Source organism: Nonomuraea sp. CA-141351, assembly GCF_050944675.1.
Classification (GTDB): domain Bacteria; phylum Actinomycetota; class Actinomycetes; order Streptosporangiales; family Streptosporangiaceae; genus Nonomuraea.
Genome location: NZ_CP191982.1, coordinates 4,167,421 through 4,188,696, shown reverse-complemented (window position 1 = coordinate 4,188,696; position 21,276 = coordinate 4,167,421). Strand labels below are relative to the sequence as shown.

At 70.4% G+C, this 21,276-nt stretch carries 14 protein-coding genes; 3 read left to right on the top strand and 11 right to left on the bottom strand.

From position 1 onward, the window contains the following. Window positions 1–33 precede the first annotated feature (33 nt). The gene (gene gltB / locus ACQPWU_RS19850; RefSeq protein ID WP_433442088.1) at window positions 34–4,539 is read right to left on the bottom strand and encodes a glutamate synthase large subunit; all 4,506 of its coding nucleotides are present in this window, start codon (window positions 4,537–4,539) and stop codon (window positions 34–36) included. A 523-nt stretch (window positions 4,540–5,062) separates the two neighbouring features. Here gltB and ACQPWU_RS19845 point away from each other — a divergent pair. Beyond that, window positions 5,063–6,607 (top strand): bis-aminopropyl spermidine synthase family protein, encoded by a 1,545-nt coding sequence (locus ACQPWU_RS19845; RefSeq protein ID WP_433442086.1) that lies wholly within the window; start codon window positions 5,063–5,065, stop codon window positions 6,605–6,607. A 46-nt stretch (window positions 6,608–6,653) separates the two neighbouring features. On the opposite strand, the gene ACQPWU_RS19840 is transcribed toward ACQPWU_RS19845, so the two are convergent. The 6 genes from ACQPWU_RS19840 to ACQPWU_RS19815 form a co-directional block, all read right to left on the bottom strand. After that, window positions 6,654–7,241 (bottom strand): hypothetical protein, encoded by a 588-nt coding sequence (locus tag ACQPWU_RS19840; protein ID WP_433442084.1) that lies wholly within the window; start codon window positions 7,239–7,241, stop codon window positions 6,654–6,656. A 553-nt stretch (window positions 7,242–7,794) separates the two neighbouring features. Then, window positions 7,795–8,652: a hypothetical protein gene (locus ACQPWU_RS19835; RefSeq protein WP_433442082.1), complete on the bottom strand. Its 858-nt coding sequence runs from the start codon at window positions 8,650–8,652 to the stop codon at window positions 7,795–7,797. A gap of 1,082 nt (window positions 8,653–9,734) precedes the next feature. Further along, the gene (locus ACQPWU_RS19830) at window positions 9,735–10,439 is read right to left on the bottom strand and encodes a VIT1/CCC1 transporter family protein (RefSeq protein ID WP_433442080.1); all 705 of its coding nucleotides are present in this window, start codon (window positions 10,437–10,439) and stop codon (window positions 9,735–9,737) included. Next, window positions 10,436–11,488, bottom strand: a complete 1,053-nt coding sequence (gene lgt, locus ACQPWU_RS19825; protein WP_433442078.1) for a prolipoprotein diacylglyceryl transferase — start codon at window positions 11,486–11,488, stop codon at window positions 10,436–10,438. Before lgt ends, ACQPWU_RS19830 begins: the two co-directional genes overlap by 4 nt. 110 nt (window positions 11,489–11,598) lie before the next feature. Further along, a complete protein-coding gene (locus ACQPWU_RS19820; RefSeq protein ID WP_433442076.1) occupies window positions 11,599–12,357 on the bottom strand; it encodes a DsbA family protein in 759 nt (252 codons plus the stop codon). After that, window positions 12,344–12,829, bottom strand: a complete 486-nt coding sequence (locus ACQPWU_RS19815) for a MauE/DoxX family redox-associated membrane protein (protein ID WP_360693752.1) — start codon at window positions 12,827–12,829, stop codon at window positions 12,344–12,346. The genes ACQPWU_RS19820 and ACQPWU_RS19815 overlap by 14 nt, the downstream gene beginning before the upstream one ends. Window positions 12,830–13,004: 175 nt before the next feature. Here ACQPWU_RS19815 and ACQPWU_RS19810 point away from each other — a divergent pair, with 175 nt between their 5' ends. Both ACQPWU_RS19810 and ACQPWU_RS19805 read left to right on the top strand, forming a co-directional pair. Next, window positions 13,005–13,598, top strand: a complete 594-nt coding sequence (locus ACQPWU_RS19810; protein WP_433442074.1) for a TetR/AcrR family transcriptional regulator — start codon at window positions 13,005–13,007, stop codon at window positions 13,596–13,598. Beyond that, on the top strand, window positions 13,595–14,254 hold the full coding sequence (locus ACQPWU_RS19805) for a VC0807 family protein (protein ID WP_433442072.1): 660 nt from the start codon (window positions 13,595–13,597) through the stop codon (window positions 14,252–14,254). The genes ACQPWU_RS19810 and ACQPWU_RS19805 overlap by 4 nt, the downstream gene beginning before the upstream one ends. Here the strand turns inward: ACQPWU_RS19805 and ACQPWU_RS19800 are convergent. From ACQPWU_RS19800 to trpC, 4 genes are all read right to left on the bottom strand, one after another. Further along, window positions 14,241–18,086 carry an endo-alpha-N-acetylgalactosaminidase family protein gene (locus tag ACQPWU_RS19800; protein WP_433442070.1) on the bottom strand — a complete coding sequence of 1,282 codons (3,846 nt, stop codon included), beginning with the start codon at window positions 18,084–18,086 and terminating at the stop codon, window positions 14,241–14,243. The genes ACQPWU_RS19805 and ACQPWU_RS19800 overlap by 14 nt on opposite strands. A gap of 140 nt (window positions 18,087–18,226) precedes the next feature. Further along, a complete protein-coding gene (gene trpA, locus ACQPWU_RS19795) occupies window positions 18,227–19,021 on the bottom strand; it encodes a tryptophan synthase subunit alpha (RefSeq protein ID WP_433442068.1) in 795 nt (264 codons plus the stop codon). Between the two features lie 112 nt (window positions 19,022–19,133). After that, window positions 19,134–20,375, bottom strand: coding sequence for a tryptophan synthase subunit beta (gene trpB / locus ACQPWU_RS19790; RefSeq protein WP_433442066.1), 1,242 nt, complete (start codon window positions 20,373–20,375; stop codon window positions 19,134–19,136). A gap of 2 nt (window positions 20,376–20,377) precedes the next feature. Further along, window positions 20,378–21,217, bottom strand: a complete 840-nt coding sequence (gene trpC, locus ACQPWU_RS19785; protein ID WP_433442064.1) for an indole-3-glycerol phosphate synthase TrpC — start codon at window positions 21,215–21,217, stop codon at window positions 20,378–20,380. Window positions 21,218–21,276: the final 59 nt, after the last annotated feature.

The window sequence follows — 21,276 nt, the reverse complement described above, 5'->3', positions numbered from 1 at the left end:
GCCCGCCATGGCGGCCTGGCTCATGACGGCGGGTCATGACTGCACCGCGGCCGCCATGACGGCCTCATCGATGTCCCTGCCTTCGATGCGGGCGGCCTCGGCGGCCGCCAGCACCCGCTTGTAGTCGCTCGGCATGATCTTGCCGAACCGGGCGAGCGCCGCGTCCCAGTCGGCCAGCAGCTCCTTGGCGACCGGCGAGCCGGTCTCCGCGAAGTGCTTCTCGACCGTCTCCTTGAGGAACTCGCCGTCCTCCTCGGTGAGCGTCTCGATGGCGACCATCTCGCGGTTGACCCGCTCGGGCTTCAGGTCGAGCAGGTACGCGATGCCACCCGACATGCCGGCCGCGAAGTTGCGCCCGGTCGAGCCGAGCACCACGGCCCGGCCGCCGGTCATGTACTCGCAGCCGTGGTCGCCCACACCCTCGACGACCGCCGTGGCGCCGGAGTTGCGGACGCAGAACCGCTCGCCGACGACGCCGCGGATGAACACCTCGCCGGACGTGGCGCCGTACAGGGCGACGTTTCCGGAGATGATGTGGCCGTCGAGCGGGGCCTCCTCGTGCGGCCGGACGGTGACCCGCCCGCCGGACAGGCCCTTGCCGAGGTAGTCGTTGGCGTCGCCGGTCAGCCTCAGCGTGATCCCGCGCGGCAGGAACGCGCCGAACGAGTTGCCCGCCGAGCCGGTGAACGAGATGTCGATCGTGTTGTCGGGCAGGCCCTTGCCGCCGTACCGCTTGGTCACCTGGTAGCCGAGCATGGTGCCGACCGTGCGGTTGACGTTGCGGATGGGCAGCTCCAGCGTGACCGGGGTGCCCTCGTTGAGCGCGCCCTCGGCGAGCTGGATCAGCGTGTTGTCCAGCGCGTGCTGCAGGCCGTGGTCCTGCTCGACGAGCCTGCGCAGCGCGGTGCCGGCGGGCAGCTCGGGCTGGTGCAGGATCGGCGACAGGTTGAGGCCGCTGGCCTTCCAGTGGTTCTCGGCCGCCGACATGTCGAGCATCTCGACGTGGCCGATCGCCTCGTCGAGCGAGCGGAAGCCCAGCTCGGCCAGGTATTCGCGGATCTCCTCGGCGATGAACTCGAAGAAGTTGACCACGAACTCCGGCTTGCCGGTGAAGCGCTTGCGCAGCTCGGGGTTCTGCGTGGCGACACCCACGGGGCAGGTGTCGAGGTGGCAGACCCGCATCATCACGCAGCCGCTGACGACGAGGGGCGCGGTGGCGAAGCCGTACTCCTCGGCGCCGAGCAGCGCGGCGATGACGACGTCGCGGCCGGTCTTGAGCTGGCCGTCGACCTGGACGACGATGCGGTCGCGCAGGCCGTTCAGCAGGAGCGTCTGCTGGGTCTCGGCCAGGCCGAGCTCCCACGGCGCGCCCGCGTGCTTGAGCGACGTGAGCGGCGACGCGCCGGTGCCGCCGTCGTGCCCGGAGATGAGCACCACGTCGGCGTGGGCCTTGGACACGCCCGCCGCGACCGTGCCGACGCCGACCTCGGCCACGAGCTTGACGTGCACTCGGGACTCGGGGTTGGCGTTCTTCAGGTCGTGGATGAGCTGGGCCAGGTCCTCGATCGAGTAGATGTCGTGGTGCGGCGGCGGCGAGATGAGGCCGACGCCCGGCGTGGAGTGCCTGGTCTTGGCGATCCACGGGTAGACCTTGTGGCCGGGCAGCTGGCCGCCCTCGCCGGGCTTGGCGCCCTGGGCCATCTTGATCTGCAGGTCGGCCGCGTTCACCAGGTATTCGCTGGTGACGCCGAACCGGCCGCTGGCGACCTGCTTGATCGCGGACCTGCGGGTGGCATCGTAGAGCCGCTCTGGGTCCTCGCCGCCCTCGCCGGTGTTGGACTTGCCGCCGAGCCGGTTCATCGCGATGGCGATCGTCTCGTGCGCCTCCATCGAGATGGAGCCGTACGACATCGCGCCGGTGGAGAACCGCTTGACGATGCTCTCGACGGGTTCGACCTCTTCGATGGGAATCGGGCTGCCCCCGCGCAGCTTGAACAGGCCGCGCAGGGTCATCAGTCGCTCCGACTGGGAGTCCACGAGGTTCGTGTACTCCTTGAAGATCTCGTAGCGGCGGGTCCTGGTGGCGTGCTGCAGCTTGAAGACGGTCTCGGGGTTGAACAGGTGAGGCTCGCCCTCGCGCCGCCACTGGTACTCGCCGCCGACCTGGAGCCTGCGGTGGGCGTTCTCCGCGCGCGGGTAGGCGTGGCGGTGCCGCTGCTCGACCTCCTTGGCCAGCACGTCGAACCCGACGCCGCCCAGACGCGAGGTCGTGCCGGCGAAGCACGAGTCGATGACCTCCTGGCTCAGGCCGAGCGCCTCGAAGATCTGCGCGCCGGTGTAGGAGGCCACCGTGGACACGCCCATCTTGGACATGACCTTGATGACGCCCTTGCCGTACGCCTTGATCAGGTTACGCACGGCCTTGCGCTTGTCCATCTGGAGCGCGCCGGTGTCGACCAGGTCCTCGATGGTCTCGATCGCGAGGTACGGGTTGATCGCGCCGGCGCCGTACCCGATGAGCAGCGCCATGTGGTGGCACTCGCGGGCCTCGGCGGTCTCGATCACCAGACCGATCTTGGTGCGGGTCTTCTCCTGGATCAGGTGGTGGTGCACCGCGCCGGTCAGCAGCAGCGACGGGATCGGCGCCAGCGTCTCGGACGAGCCGCGGTCCGACAGCACGATGATCCGCGCGCCGCCCGCGATCGCCTCGGACGCCTCGGCCTTGATCTCCTCCAGGCGGTGCAGCAGTGCCTCGCCGCCGCCGGCGACCTCGTACAGGCCGGTGATGACGTACGGGTGGAAGCCCGGCAGGTCGTGCTCGTCGTTGATGTGGATGATCTTGGCGAGCTCGTCGTTGTCGATCACCGGGTACGGCAGCACGAGCTGGCGGCACGACGACGGACCCGGGTTGAGGAGGTTGCCCTCGGGGCCGATGGTGCTGGCCAGCGAGGTGACCAGCTCTTCACGGATGGCGTCCAGCGGCGGGTTCGTGACCTGCGCGAACAGCTGCGTGAAGTAGTCGAACAGAAGCCGCGGCTTCTCGCTCAGCACGGCGACGGGCGTGTCGGTGCCCATGGAGCCGATCGGCTCCTGGCCGGCCTTGGCCATCGGCGACAGGATGATGCGCAGCTCTTCCTCGGTGTAGCCGAAGGTCTGCTGCCGCTTGACGAGCGCCTCGTGCGTGGGGATCTCCCGCTGCCGCGCGGGCAGCTCCTCGAAGCGGACGAGCCCCGCGTGCAGCCAGTCGGCGTACGGCAGCTCGGCGGCCAGCTCGGCCTTGATCTCGTCGTCCTCGATGATCTTGCCGCGGGCGGTGTCGATGAGGAACATGCGGCCCGGCTGGAGGCGGCCCTTCCTGACCACGTCCTCCGGCTTGAAGTCCAGCACGCCGGCCTCGGAGGCCAGCACGACCAGGCCGTCGGCGGTCACCCAGAAGCGGCCCGGGCGCAGGCCGTTGCGGTCGAGCACGGCGCCGGCCAGAGTGCCGTCGGTGAACGTGATCGACGCGGGGCCGTCCCACGCCTCCATCATCGAGGAGTGGAACTCGTAGAAGGCCCGGCGCGCGGCGTCCATCTCGGTGTGGTTCTCCCACGCCTCCGGGATCATCATCAGCACGGCGTGGGGCAGGCTACGGCCGCCGATGTGCAGCAGCTCGAGGACCTCGTCGAAGCTCGCGGTGTCGCTGCCATCCGGGTCACAGATGGGGAAAAGTCGCGAAATTTCGCCCGGGATGTGGGCAGACTGCAGCATCGCCTCGCGGGCCCGCATCCAGTTGCGGTTGCCCTTGACCGTGTTGATCTCGCCGTTGTGGGCGATGTAACGGTACGGGTGGGCCAGCGGCCAGCTCGGGAACGTGTTGGTGGAGAAGCGTGAGTGCACCAGCGCGATCGCCGTCTCGTAACGCTCGTCGCTCAGGTCGGGGAAGAACGGCTCGACCTGGTCGGGCGTGAGCATGCCCTTGTAGACGATCGTCCTGGCGGACAGCGAGGGGAAGTACACGTGGGCTTCGTGCTCGGCCCGCTTGCGCAGGCAGTACGCGAGCCTGTCGAGCTCCAGCCCCTCCCGGCCCTCAGGGTCCGAGACGAACAGCTGGGCGAAGTGCGGCATGACGGCCCTGGCGCTCGGCCCGGGCAGCGCGCGGTCGACCGGCAGCTCGCGCCAGCCGAGCACGGTGAGACCTTCCTCGGCGGCGATCTCCTCGATCAGGCCCTTGGCGATGCTCCTGGCCTGCTCGTCGATCGGCAGGAAGGCGATGCCGGTCGCGTACGCGCCGGCAGGGGGAAGCGCGAACGGCACACTCGCGCGATAGAACCCATCGGGGATCTGCGTCAGGATCCCGGCTCCGTCGCCGGTGTCCGGCTCGCTACCCTTGGCCCCCCGATGATCAAGATTGCACAGCGCCGTCAGCGCCTTGACCACGATCCCGTGCCCTCGGCGCCCGGCGACGTCGGCGACCATGGCGACACCGCAGGCATCATGCTCGTTGGCGGGGTGGTAGAGGCCCTGGGGCTCGGGGAACCCGAGGTGGGCAGCAGGCATTTAATCCCTCCCGTCGTCATCGTCTGTCTCGAACTGCTCTACAGGCGGGGACGACGTTGGCCCTGCTGCATATCGTGGGTAGAGATTACCCCACGCTGCCGGAATGGTGCCCAGCACGTCCGCATTGCGAACATTCGACCTCATCCCACCATCCGAACTCTCTATCCCAAACCCCGGATCCGGCCTCCAAAATTCCCGCTGGACAGCCACGTTTTCCGGCACGGGGAACGACTCGCACTCGGTGCCCACCCACCCGCCACACACCACGGTCAGGCATCTCACTTGACACACCGCCGAGACCGCACGCTGATCCCTCCGGCATCGCTACTCATACCTCTAGCCTCCTGCGCGCCCCCTTGCTCAAGCTCGCCCCCCGGCCCCTCAGGCGGAGGCCCTGCGAGACGTCGTATGGCGGCGATCGGCGCAACGCGGTCAGTGGCCAAAGCGCCCCACCGCCCGAAGCGCGGAGGGCATCGACGTGCGGCCGGGATCTGCGGTCGAAGAGGCTCGATAGGGTTGCCTCATGGAGCGTGACGGGGTGGAGCGCCTGCTCTGCGAGGCCGGGGCGGACAGCAGGCGGCTGAGGCACGCCCTGACCCTCCTGTGCGACGCCCAATGGTGGACGCTGGCGGACCTGGTCAGGGAGACCGCCACGTCCAGGCGTAGCATCGAGACCCTGCTGCGCGAGCTTCCCCTGGAGCGGAGGGGCGACGCCTTCCGGGTCCCCCTCACCCACGCCCCCGACTACCAGGACCTCATCGCCCTGGCCCCGCCGCCCGAGGACCCGGTGGCCCACCTGCTCCCCCACTACACGCACGAGCTGGACCGGCTGAAAGACCTCGTGGCCAGGGCCCCGCGCGCCCGCCACGTCCTCGACCACGTCTCGGCCACGCCGGAGACGATTCTGCGGCGGGCGCTGCTGCTGGGTGCCCGGTTCTGGCTGCCCGGCACGCGCCTCCTCTGCGTGGGCGACCACGACCTGACCTCCCTGGCGGTCAAGCTGGTCCACCCGGAGACCGACGTCACGGTGGTCGACATCGACGAGCGCATCCTGGCCTACATCGACGACCAGCAGCTGGGCGTCCGCACCCGGTGGGCCGACCTGCGCCTCGGCCTGCCCGCCTCCGCCCGTGACCACGACCTGGCGCTCACCGACCCGCCGTACACGCCGGAGGGCACGGGCCTGTTCGTGGCACGCGCCGCCGAGGCCGTGAAGGACAACGGCCGCGTCCTGCTCGCGTACGGCGCCAGCGAACGCACCCCGATGCTGGCGCTGAAGGTGCAGCAGGCCCTGACTGACCTCAACCTCGCCTACGAAGCCATCTATCCCGACTTCAACCGATACTTCGGAGCAGAGGCCATCGGTTCCGCCGCCGACCTGTACATTCTCCGCCCCACCACCAAGACGCGTCCGGCCGTGACATCCCGCCTAAGCCGTCAAACCACCGCCATCTACACACAGGGCCCACAGTCGGTCGAAAGCGCCCACAGCGTGCCCTCAGGGCCGGTGGAGGGCATTCAGGGCTTCGACCCCGACCTGCTGGTGGGCGACTGGCCCAAGGAGCTCACCCAGCCCCGGGCCCGGCTCTCGACCTGGCTTTCCAAGCCGTACGCCGCCGCCCCGGACCGCGTGGCCGTCGCCCTGCCGCCCGGCCTCGAGGCCGCCCTCCCGCGCCTGCTGCTGGCGACCCGCGCATCCCACGTACGCGTCGTGGGGTCCGCCCTCCCGCCCCTGCCGGACGTGCTGTCCACCGTCTACAAGCTGAGCGCCGGGGGCGACGTCCTGGACGCCGTACGCCTGCCGCAGCCGGACGGCGAAGCGGCCTCGGTGCTGCGCAGGATCCTGGACAACGGACACGCCAAGCTGGCGAACACCTGGCGCGAGGCCCTCATCGCGGTGGCCCGCGCCCAGGACACGACCCTCACCAAGAACGAGGCCCGCGCCCTCATCGGCGAGGCGGCCCCATGGGCGGAGGGCCTGACGCCGCTGGAGGCCCCACTCCACCGCCTGTCCAGCCTTCCTGAGGCCGTCACCGCGACCGTCATGGCCCTGACGACGACCACCTGACCTCCGCTCTGCCGGTCTGGGCCTCAGCCTCATGTCGGCCTTGAGGTCAGGTCGCGGCGACGATACGGCTCTGGACCACTCGTCCGAGCCCGTCAAGCGCCACGAGGGCGGTGACCAGGTCCTGGTCGGACGCCGTCCCTCCAACCCAGCTCACGGTCACGTAGTGGCCCATCGCCCGCGCCTGGGCCCGGCTGCGGGCGGCCTCGAACACGACGTCCTGCCGTACGAACCCGTCCTTGCCCAGCGCGGACACCAGCGCGTCGGCCGCCCGCCCGTCGCTCATGTTGAAGATGACGAACTGGCCCGCCGCCGTGCTCCCCTTGTACGTGGCCTGGAGCGCCTGCGTGCAGCCCGTGGCGGAGGTGCCCCAGAGCACCTCGTCGCAGTCGGTGACCTGCCGCGTGGAGTCCAGGCGCATGGCGCCCAGGGTCTGGGTGGCCGGAGTGAAGACCTCTTTCGGGGTCAAGGGGCTGGCGTCGTTCTGGCGGCTGTCGATGGCGGCGTAGAAGGCGGAGGTGGGCTCGGCGCGAAAGCTGGCCGGCCTGGGGTCGTCGCGGCGCAGCCACAACCAGCCGCCCACGGCGATGACGGCCAGGCCGGCGACCACAGCGGGGATGATGACACGAGGCGACATCAGCCGACCACCTCCGTGACCGCCACCACGTCGAAGCACCTCGGCGGAGCGCCCCTGCCGGCCGTGACGACATCACGGCGCATCGGCCGAACACCGCCGGATCGAGGGCAAGACGGGGCATCGACCAGACGCCGCCGGATCGAGGGCAACGAGGCGGAAGGCACCAAGCGACAGACCGCATCGGAACGTGGCGTCGTGGGAGGCGTCAGGCGGTCGGCGCTCCGGCCTGAGCGACTCGGCCGGCAGCAGGCGGCGGCCGGAGCCGGGTCCGGGCGGCGCGACGCGGCGACCTGGGCAACGTCGTCTGAAGAGGCGACCGAGGCCACACGGCATGACACGACGACCGGGGCCAGGCGGCATGACACAGCGACCTGGACCACGTGGGATGACAAGGTGACCGGGGCCTGAGGGCGTGACACGGCGACGTGGATCAGGCGGCGCGACACAGCGACGGAGCCCAGGCGGCGCGACACGGCGACCTGGACCATCGGGCGTGACAAGGTGACCGAGGTCAGGGGAGGCGATGCGGCGACCGGGGCCAGGGGGTGTGACGTCAAGAGGATGGTCCTGTGATCGATACGACGCGGCGGTATACGGCCTTCTCCGCCCCGCGCAACGCCAGCGTGAGCGAGACGTAGTCGTCCTTGGGGCCGGGCTCCGCGCCGTCGACCCTCCCGAGCCACACCAGGCCGACGTAGTGGCCGAGCGCGTAGCCGCCCGCCTCGGAGTAACCGCCCGCGGGGAAGGCGGCCTTGGGGGATTCAAGGGGTCGCGTCCACCCGCCCCGGTAGAGGGTCTTCAACGACTCGACCAGGTCGGCGGCGGACTTGCCGTCTTTGAGGTTGAGTAACGTGTACTGGCCGACGTAGCGGCCGTCGGAGCTGGCGTAGAGGCCGCGGGCGGCCTGGGTGCATCCGGCGTCCGACGTCTGCTCGAGAAGGCTCGCCCCCCACAGCGCCGCGGAGCAGTCGGTGTCGAGTTTCTTGGCGACGAGCTTGAGCTTGAGTTTCTTGGAGACGGAGAACTCGCTCTGGCCGAACACCTCCTTCTCGGTGAGCGCCCGCTCGTCCTTGGCCCGATCCGTGACGGGGTCGAACAACTTGGGCGAGCCCCAGCCCCTGAAGACGTGCGGCAGCGCCGTGTCGGGCCCGATCACGGCGGCGCTGGCCTGACGCTCCGGGGAGTAGGTGCCGAGCGACCTGACGGCGGCCACCAGCCCGCCCATGCCCGCCAGCGCCGCGACGACCGAGGCGATGATGACGAGGAGCCGTTGCTGCTCCGGCCGTAGCCCCCAGTCGGTGAGCAGGGGGAACTGCCAGTCAGAGCGTGGAGTACGCCGCCGCTTACGCGAGAACTCCCCCGACCGCCCGCCACCGACCTCGGCCGCGGACCCCCCACCATCGGCGCCCACCCCCGAAAGTGCGGCCCCGTCCGCGGATCCTCGACCAGAGGTGCCACCGGCGGCATGGCCACCATTCGCCCTTTCGGCGGACCGCCGACCCCGGGACCCGGTAGCCGAATGACCACCACTTGCCCCATCGGCTGACCGCCCCTCGCCCCCGAAAGCACCGCCATCCACCCAAGTCCGACCATCAGCCCCAGCAGCCGGAAGGCCTCCGTCAGCCGGACGTCGACCATGGGCCCCAGCAGCCGAAGCGCCAGTATCGGCCGGACGTCGACCATGAGCCCCAGCAGCCGAAGCGCCACCATCGGCAGTTACCCGGCCGCCATGGGCCCCCGCAGGCGAAGCGCCACCATCGGCGGGACCACGACCATAGGACCCATCGGCAAAAAAGCCGCCATCGGCCGGTCCTCGACCGTGCGCCCCGGGAGCCGAAGCGCCACTTTCCGTCGTCGAGTTGCCGCGATCGGCATCACCTGACGAGCGACCGCGACGCATGCGCGCCGCCCTCCGGCCACCACGAGACCCCGACGAGCGCCCGCCGTCATCGGCACCGGCCACCGACCGGCCACTGTCGGCACCAGCCTCCGGCCAACCACCAGAGACGCGGCCACCGCCCCCGCTTCCCGTGCCCGCCCCGGACCAGTCACCACTTTCCACGCCCGGCGACCGACCACCATCAGCCGCAGCCCAGCCGCCACCAGCACCACCGGCGCCCGACCTGGACCAATCGCCACTCTCCACGCCCGGCGACCGACCACCATCGGCCACAGGCCAGCTGCCACCAGCCCGACCAGCACCACCCGCGCTCGACCCGGACCAGCCGGAGCCGTCCGTGCCCTGCGCGGACCAGCCGCCACCATCCGAACCGTGCGCGGACCAGCCACCACCATCCGCGCCACGTCCAGACCAGCCATCACCGTCCGAAGCTGACCAGCCGCCGGTATCGGTGCCTCGGGCGGGGCGAGCGTCGTCCGGTCCGGTCCGGCCGTCGGGGCCGGGCGTCTGGCGGCCCCCGCGCGGGCGCCCCCCGCCGTCCGTGCCCGAGGAGGGTCTGCCGTGCGACCCGGGGCCGCCTCGTCTGCGGGCCATCACACCCCCGCCGCGCCGATGAGGTTGCCGACGCCGAACGTGACCGCGGCGGCGGCCCCGCCCACGGCGAGCTGCCGCAGCCCCGAGAACCACCAGCTGCGTGCCGTCACGGCCGAGACCAGCGCGCCAGCCGCGAACAGCGCCAGGCAGGACACCACGGCGGACACCATCAGCTCCCGGGCTCCGAACAAGTACGGCAGCAGCGGCAGCACCGCACCGACGCTGAACGACAGGAACGACGCCACCGCGGCCACCATCGGCGAGGGCAGCTCGCCCGGGCCGACGCCCAGCTCGTTGCGGGCGTGGACCTCCAGCGCACGGTCGGGGTTGCGGGAGATCTGCCTGGACACCTCGGCGGCCAGGTCAGGCGCCACGCCCTTGTCGACGAAGGTCTGCGCCAGCTCCGCCTGCTCGGCGTCAGGGTAGCGGGCCAGCTCGCGCCGCTCCACGGCGATCTCGGCCTGGGCCAGCTCGCGCTGGCTGGCCACCGAGACGTATTCGCCGCCCGCCATGGACAGTGCGCCGGCGGCGAGCCCGGCGACGCCTCCAAGGGCGATGACCTTCGTGTTGGCCGTGCCGCCCGCGATACCCGCGATGAGCGCGAAGTTCGACACCAGGCCGTCCATCGCGCCGAACACCGAGGGCCGCAACCAGCCTCCGGTGACGTCGCGATGCTGGTGGTGGATCTCCGCGCGACTACTCATCGAGGGTTCTTCTCCTTCGTCACGACTTCGCCGTCAGAGTCGGAGGCTTCGTCCGGGACCTCAGCCTCGGAGGCTTTCGGCTCAGAGGCGTCCGTCCCCGAGTCCTCCGGCTCAGAGGCCTCCTTCTCAGGAGCAGCGTCCGTGCCCGAAGGCTCGGTCTCGGAGACCTCCGACGCCGCGCCGTCCGGCGTGTCGTCCTCCGTTACCCGATCCTCCTCCGACCGGTCGGCGTCCGGCGCATCGGCCCCCGAACCGCCGTCCTCCGACGTCTCTGCCGTCGAGCCGGCCTGCTCGGCCGGCAGCACGATCTCCGCGCTGTCCCGCTTCCTGGCCAGCCAGAAGTACGCCAGCGCCGCCACGAACAGCACGATCGACGTCCACTGGTTGAGCCGCAGCCCGAGGAACGTCACCGCGTGGTCCACGCCGCCGACCGGGTCGATCCGCAGCCCCTCGATCCAGAAGCGGCCCAGCGTGTAGCCCGCGACGTAGAGGGCGAACAGCCGCCCGTGGTGCAGCGCGAAGCGCCGCCCCGCGAAGAGGAGCACGAAGCCGAGCGCCACGTCCCACAGCGACTCGTACAGGAAGGTCGGATGGTAGGTGGCCACGCCCTCGTAGCCTCGCAGCCGATGGTCGGCGTCGATCTCCAGGCCCCACGGCAGCGTGGTCGGCGAGCCGTACAGCTCCTGGTTGAACCAGTTTCCCCACCGGCCGATGGCCTGGGCGAAGGCGATGCCGGGCGCGACCGTGTCGGCGACGGCGCCCATGGAGATGCCGCGCCGGCGCACGGCAAACCAGACGCCGAGCGCACCGAGCGAGATCGCGCCCCAGATGCCGAGGCCGCCCTCCCAGATGAACAGCGCCTGGATGGGCTCCTTGATCGCGCGGCTGCCGAAGTAGGTCTGCCAGTCGGTGATGACGTGGTAGAGGCGGCCGCCGATCAGGCCGAAGATGACCGCGGGGACCGCGATGTCGACGATCGTCCCCTTCTGGCCACCGCGGGCCTGCCAGCGCCGCTCGCTCAGCCAGACGGCGACGATGACGCCGAGCACGATGCATAGCGCATAAGCCCGGATCGGGATTATTCCGAGATACCAGACCCCTTGGGAAGGGCTGGGAATCGAGGCAAGGGGCATGTCACGTGAGGGTAGCGGAAGAGAGCCTACTTAGCCGCCCCAGTAATCGCTTGGCGCAGTTGCTGCGGGTTGAAGAGTGCGGAATTGTCGATTTCCGTGCCGTTCAGTTTCACCGTCGGCGTATGGTTGAGCTTCTGCGCTTCGATGATCTTCTTGCTGAACGACAGCTGCGCGTCGGCGTTCTTCTCCGTGGTGACGCACTGCTCGAAGCCCGGTGCGGTCACCCCCGCCTCCTTGCCCCAGTTCTTCAGCTGGTCGGGCGTGAAGCCCGCCTCGGTCTCAGAGGGCTGGTTCTGGTAGAGCAGGTCGTGGAAGGCCATCCACTGCTTGCCGTCCGCGATGCACCGGGCGGCGGCGCCCGCGCGCACGGAGTTGGACTTGGTCGGCTCCTGCGAGAAGATCGTGATCGGGTGGTAGACGACCTTGGCCTTGCCTTCCGCGGCGAGGTTCTTGAACGTCTGCCCGCTGACCCGTTCGAGCTCCTTGCAGGCCGGGCACTGGAAGTCCTCGAAGATGTCGACCACGGGCTTGGTGACGCCCTGCTTGGCCATCACGACCGACCCGTCGGGCTGCACGGTGATCGGCGCGAGGCCGCCCGCGGCCTGCTCCGATTGCGAGCTGCTGGCCGCGTACCACCAGCCGAGCCCGACCGCCGCCACCGCGACCACCCCGGCGGTCACGTAGGTGGCGACCCGCCTGCGCTTGTCACGGACGCGTGCGGCGGCCTGCTGCTCCTTGATCTTCTCGCGCGCTGTCTTGGCCCTGGTGCGCTCAGCTTTGTTCATCGTCGTACTCCCCCTCATTACGATTGTCGCCCCCCAGGCCCAGGGCTCCGTCGAGCGCGTAGCGGCCCGGCGGGAAACGCGTGATCCAGGCGCCGAGCAGCACGAGCCCGAAGTCGCGCAGGATGTCGAGCAGGTATGCCGGCTCCTGTCCCACCCCCAGCTGGCCGCCGCCGCCGAAACAGCCGCAGTCGATCCGCAGGCCGTGCGTCCAGGCCCAGGCGATGCCGAACACGAACGCGAACATGAGCAGCCCGGCGATCACCGCGGCCACCCTCGTCAGCAGACCGACGACCAGCAGCAGGCCGACGACGATCTCCAGGATCGGCAGGGCGTAGCCCACCGTGACGGCGATCGACTCGGGCAGCAGTTGGTATGCCTTGACCGCCACGACCGAGTCGGCCGGGTTGCCGATCTTGAGCGCGCCCGCCGCGATCAGCACCCCGCCCAGGACCAGCCGGGCGACGGTCGTCACCCAGGGTATCGCTGAAAAGGCGCTGCGTGACGATAGTGACGCGTCCACAGGTCATCTCCTCTTTCTCTGTGCCGGGATGGGCACAGTACCGGGATCCCATATGACCATGCGGCAGATAAGCACTGACTAAGCCGAGGTTCTTGCCGGAATTACTCAGCCAAGTTAATATTTACTCATGTCAGTAACGGTCACTGGCTCCGCCAGGCGGGCGCAGATCGTGACCGCGACCATCGCGACGATCGCCGAGCTCGGCTACCAGCAGGCGTCGTTCGCCCGGATCGCCGAGCGCGCCGGGCTCAGCAGCACGCGCCTGATCTCGTACCACTTCGACGGCAAGGACGAGCTGATCGGCCAGGCCATCACCACGATCTACGAGGAGCTGTCGGCGTTCATGAGTGAGCGGGTGAGCGCCCGGCGCACGGCCGGCGCGGCGCTGGAGACGTACATCCGCTCGCTGGTGGAGTACATCAGCGAGCACCGCGCGGAGATGCGCGCGGCCATGGAGATCTTCCTCAACTTCCATCCGCAGGGCGGCTCGTCGGCGCGGGAGGCGGCCATCGACCTGTCGGTGCTGTCCCACGTCGAGCGGCTGCTGGCCTGGGGGCAGGAGACCGGAGAGTTCGGCGAGTTCAACGTACGGGTGACCGCCATGGCGATCCAGCGGGCGCTCGACGGGCTGCCGTTCCTGCTGGAGGCCGACCCGGACGCCGATCTGGCCGAGTACGCCGACGAACTGGCGGGGCTGTTCGCCCGCGCGGTCAAGGCATGAGCACGCGACTCAGGGGCCTGCTCACCCTGGCGGTGGACATCGGGCTCCCCATCGGTCTCTATTACGTGCTGCGCGCCTTAGGCACCGGCTACCACACCGCGCTGCTGATCAGCTCGCTCATCCCGGGCGTGAGCGTCGTCTCCGACCTCGTACGCCGCCGCAGGCCCGACCGCCTGGGCCTGTACATGACGGTCATGATGCTGAGCAGCGCCCTGATCTCCCTGCTCGTCCACGACACGCGGTTCCTGCTGGCCAAGGACGGCTGGTTCATGGCGGTGGCGGGCGTGTGGTTCCTGGCAAGTGCGCGCGGCGAACGCCCGCTGGCGTTCGTGTTCACCCGATTCGTGCTGGAGGGCCGGGTCGGGCCGAACCGCGAGTCGTGGGACGTGCTGTGGGAGCGGCTGCCCGCCTTCCGCAGGACCTGGCGGGTGGTCACCGTCATTTACGGCATGGGCCTGCTGGTGGACGCCGTGGTGCGGGTCGTCATGGCCTACACGCTGCCGGTGGACGTCGTTCCCGGGCTCAGCGGCGTGCAGTACGGCGTCTGGCTGGCGCTGATCCAGGTCGCCATCAACATCTACCTGGTGCCCACCGGCCTCTACAACCGCCACTCCAAGCTCTACGCCGGGCTTCGTGACGAGCTCAGCCACACCTGAACCTGGCCTCACCCCAATCCGCGTGGTCGTTGCCGTTCCCGTCGCCGCCGTCCCCGGCCACGAGGTCCACGTACCGGGCGCCGGACAGGTCGGCGCTCAGCTCGTACGCCGCGTCGGCGGCCCTCAGCACCGGGCTGCGCGCCTTCTCCACGCCGTCGGCCACCACGCTGAACTGCACCGACCCCCGCGTGGCCTGCACGTCGTCAACCCCGACGAACGCCGTGAATCCCGTACACGCTCCCCTCAGATAGAAACGGACTTTGGCCGGCGCATGCATGCCGAGTCCCTTGACGAACGTCCGCCCGCCGATCACGATCGGCCCGCCGTCGGCCTCGCCGGTGTCGCCGTTGGACCGGTCGCGCTCGACCGGCCCCCAGCCGTTGTCGGCGCTGACCCACCGCAGGTCGCTCGCGTAGGCGTCCCCGGCGGGCGGCGGGGGCAGCGTGCGCGCGGTGCCTGAGGCGGTGAGCCGCTTCGCCGCCCCTCCGGCGGTGTAGGTCGCGGTGGCCGTGAGCTCGTAGGCGCCGTAGGCGGCGTCCGAGGGTGGGGTGACCTGCCAGATGGTGGTCAGCTTCCCGCCGGGCTCGACGGCGCCGGTCCCGTCACCGCTGACCGCCCACCCGTCCGGTACGCCCAGCGTCACGCGAACATCCCCGGCCGCCACGTCCTCGAGGTTCGTGAACGTGGTGACGACCTCGCCGGCCGCCCCCTGCTCGAAAACGGCGGCGGGCGCCACGTCCAGCGACCCGCACGCCGGCGCGTCCGGCGCCGGGCCGAGGTCGGTCACGGAGAAGTCGTCGAGGATGAAGTCGGCCCCGGCCTGCTCGGCCTTGAGCGAGCGCAGCCCGACCCACACGTCACCGCACCCTCCTGCCACGCGCTCGGTGAACGTCGCCGTGGCGCGCCGCTCCGGGATCGGTGTGCGGCGCGTCTCGACGCCGGCACCGCCCTTGTCGTAGCCGGTCACCCACTGGTACGTGTCCGCCTGCGCGCTCTGGTAGCGGAACGACACCTCGTACGCGTGTCCCGGCGCGAACCGCGCCGTCCACGGCAGCGTGCGGTAGATGAGCCCCTGCCGCTCCTCGTGCGCCTTCAGCGACCAGTTCCCGTCCAGCACGTCGTCGACCGCCTTGCCGTTCCAGCCGGCCTGCGTGTACGGCTCGTGCCGCTCCGACAGGTGCGTGCGCGCGTCGAACGACCCGCCCGCGTCGCCCTTCACGAACGGTCCCCAGCCGGGCTCGACCGACTCGAACGTCTCCACCTCTCCCGCCGGCTCCCGCTGGAACAGCCGCACGTCGTCCACCCGCACGTCCCCGTCGGCGGCGGCGGCCGTGATCCGCAGCGTCGCCGATCCGCCCGGCGCGGTGAACGTCACCTTGGCCCGCTGGAAGAAGGTGTCGTGCTTCTCGTCGGAGGCGATGTAGTTTCTGGCCGTGGAGCGGCTGACCGTCACCGAACGCCCGGCGACCTCCAGGGTGGTCTCGCGGGTCTTGCCCGGTTCGACCTCGACGAACGCGGAGGCGGTGTACGTACGGCCCGGCTCCAGGCCCCTCAGCCGCTGCTCGAGCCGCGCCCGCGCCCCGCCGCCGAGCAGCGCCACCCGGTGGCCCAGGTCGTTCTTCCTGACGCTCACCGGGCCCGAGACGGTCCACCCGCCGAGCCGGTCGCCGTTGAAGCCGGGGTCGCGCACGCCGCTGCCCTGCCCCCAGCCCGGATCGGCCTGCTCGGGCGCCCTGCCGGGGTAGAGCACGTACGGCACGCCCGCCTCCGCCCGTAACGTGATCTTCCCGTCGACCGGAGTGACCGTGCCCGCCTTGACGCGGCCCTGGTCGGTGAGCTCGTAGACGGTCATCGTCCGGTCGGCGTCCCAGGTCGTGGCCCCGCCTGCGGGGTTGTAGTGGTAGTACTTGCCCTGCCACGGCAGCAGGTACGCGGACCCGTCGAGCACCTTGCGCCCGCCGGCGAACAGCTCACGTTCGCCGTTCCGGTACGTGCCGCGCACGCCGCCGGTGAAGACGATCTCGTCCGCGTCCCAATCCATGATCTTGTAGTGCTGCAGGAACTTGGCCGGCAGGTTGTTCTCCCAGATGTTGCGGTAGAAGGCCGTGAAGTCGTTCTTCGCCTGCCAGCCCTCGAACTCGACGATGCGGGCGTTGCCGAGGATCGGGTGGGCGTTCCAGACGTCCTTCTCGTCGTTGCGGATGAACCGGATGATCTGCGAGTTCAGCCCCTTGTTGGTGGCTCCGCCGTAGTTGAGGTCGTTGGCCCAGTGCGACCACAGGGACGACCGTTCCAGCTTGTCCGACCACTCGGTGCTCACCTGCCAGCCCTGCTCGCGCAGCTCGGCCAGCGTGCGGTCGGCGACCCAGCCGTGCGGCCTGAACACGTCCACGTACAGGACCGCGAGGTTCCTGTCGGTCTCCGCGCGCAGCTGCGCGAACCGCCGGGCGAGGGTGCCCCTGGTCAGGTCACCGCGCTGGTCGATCAGGTACGCCTGGTCGAGCCAGTTCCAGCCCTTGGTGTCCTTGTTGACGAGCTGCTCGCTGAAGCTCCTGGCCTCGGGGTAGGACTCGGTGGCGTTGACGTGCACACCGAACGTGGCGTTCCAGCCCTTCCCGGCCTTGACCAGCGTGTTCAGGTCCTTCAGGCCGCCGGCGCGCCGGTTGTAGTTGCCGCCGTAGTCGGGGTGGGCCGAGTCGTGGCCCTCCGACTGGTAGCCCTTGAGCAGCGCGAGCTGGCCGAGGCCATCGGTGGCCAGCGAGATGCGCTTGACGTCGTCGAGCGTGCGCAGGAACGGGTGCGTGGCCTGGCTGGAGAAGTTGAAGGGGATGTGCGTGACCACGCGGTCCCTGGTCTGCTCGGCGCCGGGCGGTTCGACGGCGATGTCCCTGAACGCCACCGCGCCGTCCTGCCAGTCGAGCGACCCGTCCCCGTTGGCGTCCGGGGTGACCACGACCTTGGCCCAGGGCGGCTCCTCGGTGAACGGCGAGCCGGTCGCGCGGTGCGTCCACTGCCCGCTCCACACGCCCACGGTGACCGTGCCGCCGGCGTCCTTCCTGGCCTGGTGCCAGAACCTGGCCGCGTCCTTGTCGGTGACACCTGAGGGGCGGTCGAAGGTGGAGTTCGACTCGACCGCCGCGGCCAGCCGGTCGGTGTTCACGATCGCGTACGTCGCCCCGACCGGCCCCGTGTCGGGCGCGGTGTCCGCCGTGACCCGGGCGAAGACGTCGGCGGTGCGGGTCGGGTTCGGGTCCAGCCGGGTGAACGCGGTCGCCGCGCCCGGCTGCGCGCTCGACACCGAGACCAGGTCGTGGCCCGGCAGGTCGATCGTGTTGACGCGGAACGCCTCGGTGTCGGCCACCGAGTCGATCCTGAACGTCGTCACCCGGCCACGGACCCCGATGCTGGCTCCCAGGAAGACACCCTCGAGGCCGGGGAAGGACAGCCGGTAGCGCGCGGTCGCACCGTCGTTCCCGGTCAGCGTCACGGCGGCGGTACGTACCTGGCCGTTGAGCACGACGGCGGGCACGCCCGCGCTGCCGCCGAGAAAGGCGCCGCCGGCCCGGTCGATGTAGCGCAGGACGCGCGGGAAGCCGGGGTCCAGCTCCACGCTGAGCGCGGACGACGAGATCGTGATCGGGTTGGCCACGTCCGCGGGCCTCGGCGGCACGTTCTGCGCCGTGGGGCTGGGCGGGGGCGCTCCGGCCGGAGACGGCTCAGGGGACGACAACGCGTAGGTGGGTGCGGGCGTGGGGTCGGCCTGCGCCGGGGCGGTCATGCTCGCGGCGGTGAGTGTGAGGGCTGCCGCGAAGATGACGGGACTGGGACGCATAGGTGTCCTTTCGGGTCATGCGTCACATCGCTCGGGGACCCGATCATCACCCGCGCCGGACCGCACGCCAAGGACTTAAGCGCCAGAACCTTGCACTAACCGCCAAATTTCGTCATACGGGCGGTAAAGTCCCGTACGCCTTACCGGCGTACGCCCTGGGCCATGTCCCTGGCCAGCTCGGCGATGGAGGCCCGGCCCGCGGCCTCGTCGGGCGCGTCGAGGAGGCGCCGGATGAACGCCGACCCCACGATCACACCGTCGGCGTAGGTCGCCACCTCGGCCGCCTGCGCTCCCGTGCCGACCCCCAGACCCACGCACACCGGCAGGTCAGTGTGCGCACGGGTGCGCTCGACCAGGCCCTCGGCGGCGGAGTTGACCGTCTCCCTGGCACCTGTGACGCCCATCAGCGAGGCCGCGTACACGAAGCCCGTGCAGCAGTCGACGACGGCCTTGATGCGCTCCTCCGTCGAGCTGGGCGCCACCAGGAACACCGTGTCGATGCCCGCGCCCGCCGAGGCGGCCCGCCACGGCTCCGACTCCTCCGGGGTGAGGTCGGGCGTGATCGTGCCCACGCCGCCGGCGTCGGCCAGGTCGCGGGCGAACCGCTCGGCGCCGTACCTGTCGATCGGGTTCCAGTACGTCATGACGAGCGTGGCGGCGCCGGTGGCGGCGACGCCCTCGACCGTGCGCAGCACGTCGGCGATGCGCGTGCCGTGGGTCAGCGACCTGTGCACCGCGTCCTGGATCGTCGGCCCGTCCATGAGCGGGTCGGAGTAGGGCAGGCCGATCTCGATGACGTCGCAGCCGGCCTCCACCAGGGCCGCGGCGGCGGCGACGTCGCCGCCCTTGGAGGGGAAGCCCGCGGGCAGGTAGCCGACGAGCGCGGCCCGGTTGTCCGCCTTCGCCTTGGCGAAAACCGTCTGAAGAGTCGTCATGTCTGTCCGTTTCGAAGGTCGAGTCTCACCATGGTGCCCTGCCGTACCCCTACCCCCGAACCAGCGTCTTGGGAGGATGCGCGGCGGGCGGCCCGGCGCAGGCCGTCGGCGGTTAGAGGTTGAAGTACTTCATGGCCGTGCCCATGTCCTTGTCGCCGCGCCCCGAGAGGTTGACCAGGATGGTCGCCTCGGGGCCGAGCTCGCGGCCCAGCTCCAGCGCGCCCGCCAGGGCGTGGGAGGACTCGATGGCCGGGATGATGCCCTCGGTCCTGGCCAGCAGCGAGAACGCGGCCATCGCCTCGTCGTCGGTGACGCCGTGGTAGGTGGCGCGGCCGGAGTCCTTCAGCCAGGCGTGCTCGGGGCCGACGCCCGGGTAGTCGAGCCCGGCCGAGATCGAGTGGGACTCGATGGTCTGGCCCTCGTCGTCCTGCAGCACGTAGGTGCGCGAGCCGTGCAGCACGCCGACCGAGCCCGAGGTGAGCGTCAGCGCGTGCTCGCCGCTCTCCAGGCCGCGCCCGGCGGCCTCGTAGCCGTGCAGCCGCACACCCTCGTCGCCGATGAAGGCGTGGAAGATGCCGATCGCGTTGCTGCCGCCGCCGACCGCCGCGCACACCGCGTCGGGCAGCCTGCCGGTCAGCTCCAGCATCTGGCGGCGGGCCTCGACGCCGATGATGCGGGCGAAGTCGCGCACGATCTCGGGGAACGGGTGGGGCCCCGCGACCGTGCCGAACAGGTAGTGGGTGGTGTCGACGTTGGTCACCCAGTCGCGGAACGCCTCGTTGATGGCGTCCTTCAGCGTCTGGGAGCCGTTGGTCACCGGCACGACCTTGGCGCCGAGCAGCTTCATCCTGGCGACGTTGAGGGCCTGGCGCTCGCAGTCGACCGCGCCCATGTAGATCACGCACTCGAGGCCGAGCAGGGCGGCCGCGGTGGCCGTGGCCACGCCGTGCTGGCCCGCGCCGGTCTCGGCGATCACGCGCTTCTTGCCCAGCCGCTTGGTCAGCAGCGCCTGGCCCAGCACATTGTTGATCTTGTGGGCGCCGGTGTGGGTGAGGTCCTCGCGCTTGAGCACGATCCGCGCGCCACCGGCCTGCTCGCTGAAGCGGGGCACGTCGGTCAGCGTGGTCGGCCTCCCCGCGTACGTGCGCAGCAGGTGATCGAACTCCCGCAGGAACTGCGCGTCGTTCTTGGCCTTCTCGTAGACCGCGGCCACCTCGTCGAGGGCCGGGATGAGCGCCTCGGGGACGAACCGGCCGCCGAAGATGCCGAACTTGCCGTGCACGTCGGGGTCGTCGCCGTGTGCGCCGTTGCCCGCCAGGTCGGCGGCGGTCAGGATGCTGCCTTCGTGTGCCATTGCTATCCCTCTGCTGAGTGGTCGGGACGCGTCGATGGATGGGCGCCCGCGGTCACCAGCGCCTCCACTGCCTTGCGCGGGTCCTTGCCGGTGACCAGGCTCTCTCCCACGAGGACGGCGTCGGCGCCGGCCCTGGCGTAGGCGAGCAGGTCATGCGGGCCCCGCACGCCCGACTCGGCGATCTTGATCACATTGTCGGGGATCTTCGGCGCCAGCTTCGTGAAGACCTCGCGGTCGACCTCGAGTGTCTTCAGATTGCGCGCGTTGATCCCGATGACCCGGGCGCCGGCGGCGATCGCCCGCTCGAGCTCCTCGTCGGTGTGCACCTCGACCAGCGGAGTGAGCCCGATCGACTCGGCCCGCTCGATCAGCGACACCAGCGCCTCCTGCTCCAGGCAGACGACCATCAGCAGCGCCAGGTCGGCTCCGTGGGCCCTGGCCTCCCAGAGCTGGTAGGAGGTCAGGATGAAGTCTTTACGCAAGATCGGGATGTCGACCCGGGCGCGGACCGCCGCCAGGTCGTCGAGGCTGCCGCCGAACTTGCGCCGCTCGGTCAGCACGCTGATGACGTGAGCGCCACCCTCTTCGTAGTCGGCCGCCAGCGCCGCGGGGTCGGCGATCGCGGCGAGCGCGCCCTTGGACGGGCTCGACCGCTTCACCTCTGCGATCACCGAGATCCTGTCACCCCCGAGCGCGGCCATCGCGTCCCTCGGAGCCTGCGCCCGCTCGGCCCGCCGCTTGAGATCGTCAATGGACACGGCCTCCTGACGGGCGGCGAGGTCGGCGCGCACCCCGTCGAGGATGTCGTCGAGGACACTCGGCCCTTCCGTCCGCTCACTCACGCGATTGGGGTCCCTCCGGTCGACAGTGGGGGCGGCGGAGAGTTCGCGTCGCGTCCGCT

Coding starts and splice junctions, on each gene's coding strand:
- ACQPWU_RS19820 (WP_433442076.1), bottom strand. CDS start 12,357: ATGAACAAAGCTGAGCGCACCAGGGCCAAGACAGCGCGCGAGAAGATC.
- trpA (WP_433442068.1), bottom strand. CDS start 19,021: ATGACGACTCTTCAGACGGTTTTCGCCAAGGCGAAGGCGGACAACCGG.
- ACQPWU_RS19800 (WP_433442070.1), bottom strand. CDS start 18,086: ATGCGTCCCAGTCCCGTCATCTTCGCGGCAGCCCTCACACTCACCGCC.
- ACQPWU_RS19810 (WP_433442074.1), top strand. CDS start 13,005: ATGTCAGTAACGGTCACTGGCTCCGCCAGGCGGGCGCAGATCGTGACC.
- gltB (WP_433442088.1), bottom strand. CDS start 4,539: ATGCCTGCTGCCCACCTCGGGTTCCCCGAGCCCCAGGGCCTCTACCAC.
- ACQPWU_RS19840 (WP_433442084.1), bottom strand. CDS start 7,241: ATGTCGCCTCGTGTCATCATCCCCGCTGTGGTCGCCGGCCTGGCCGTC.
- ACQPWU_RS19845 (WP_433442086.1), top strand. CDS start 5,063: ATGGAGCGTGACGGGGTGGAGCGCCTGCTCTGCGAGGCCGGGGCGGAC.
- trpB (WP_433442066.1), bottom strand. CDS start 20,375: ATGGCACACGAAGGCAGCATCCTGACCGCCGCCGACCTGGCGGGCAAC.
- ACQPWU_RS19805 (WP_433442072.1), top strand. CDS start 13,595: ATGAGCACGCGACTCAGGGGCCTGCTCACCCTGGCGGTGGACATCGGG.
- ACQPWU_RS19830 (WP_433442080.1), bottom strand. CDS start 10,439: ATGAGTAGTCGCGCGGAGATCCACCACCAGCATCGCGACGTCACCGGA.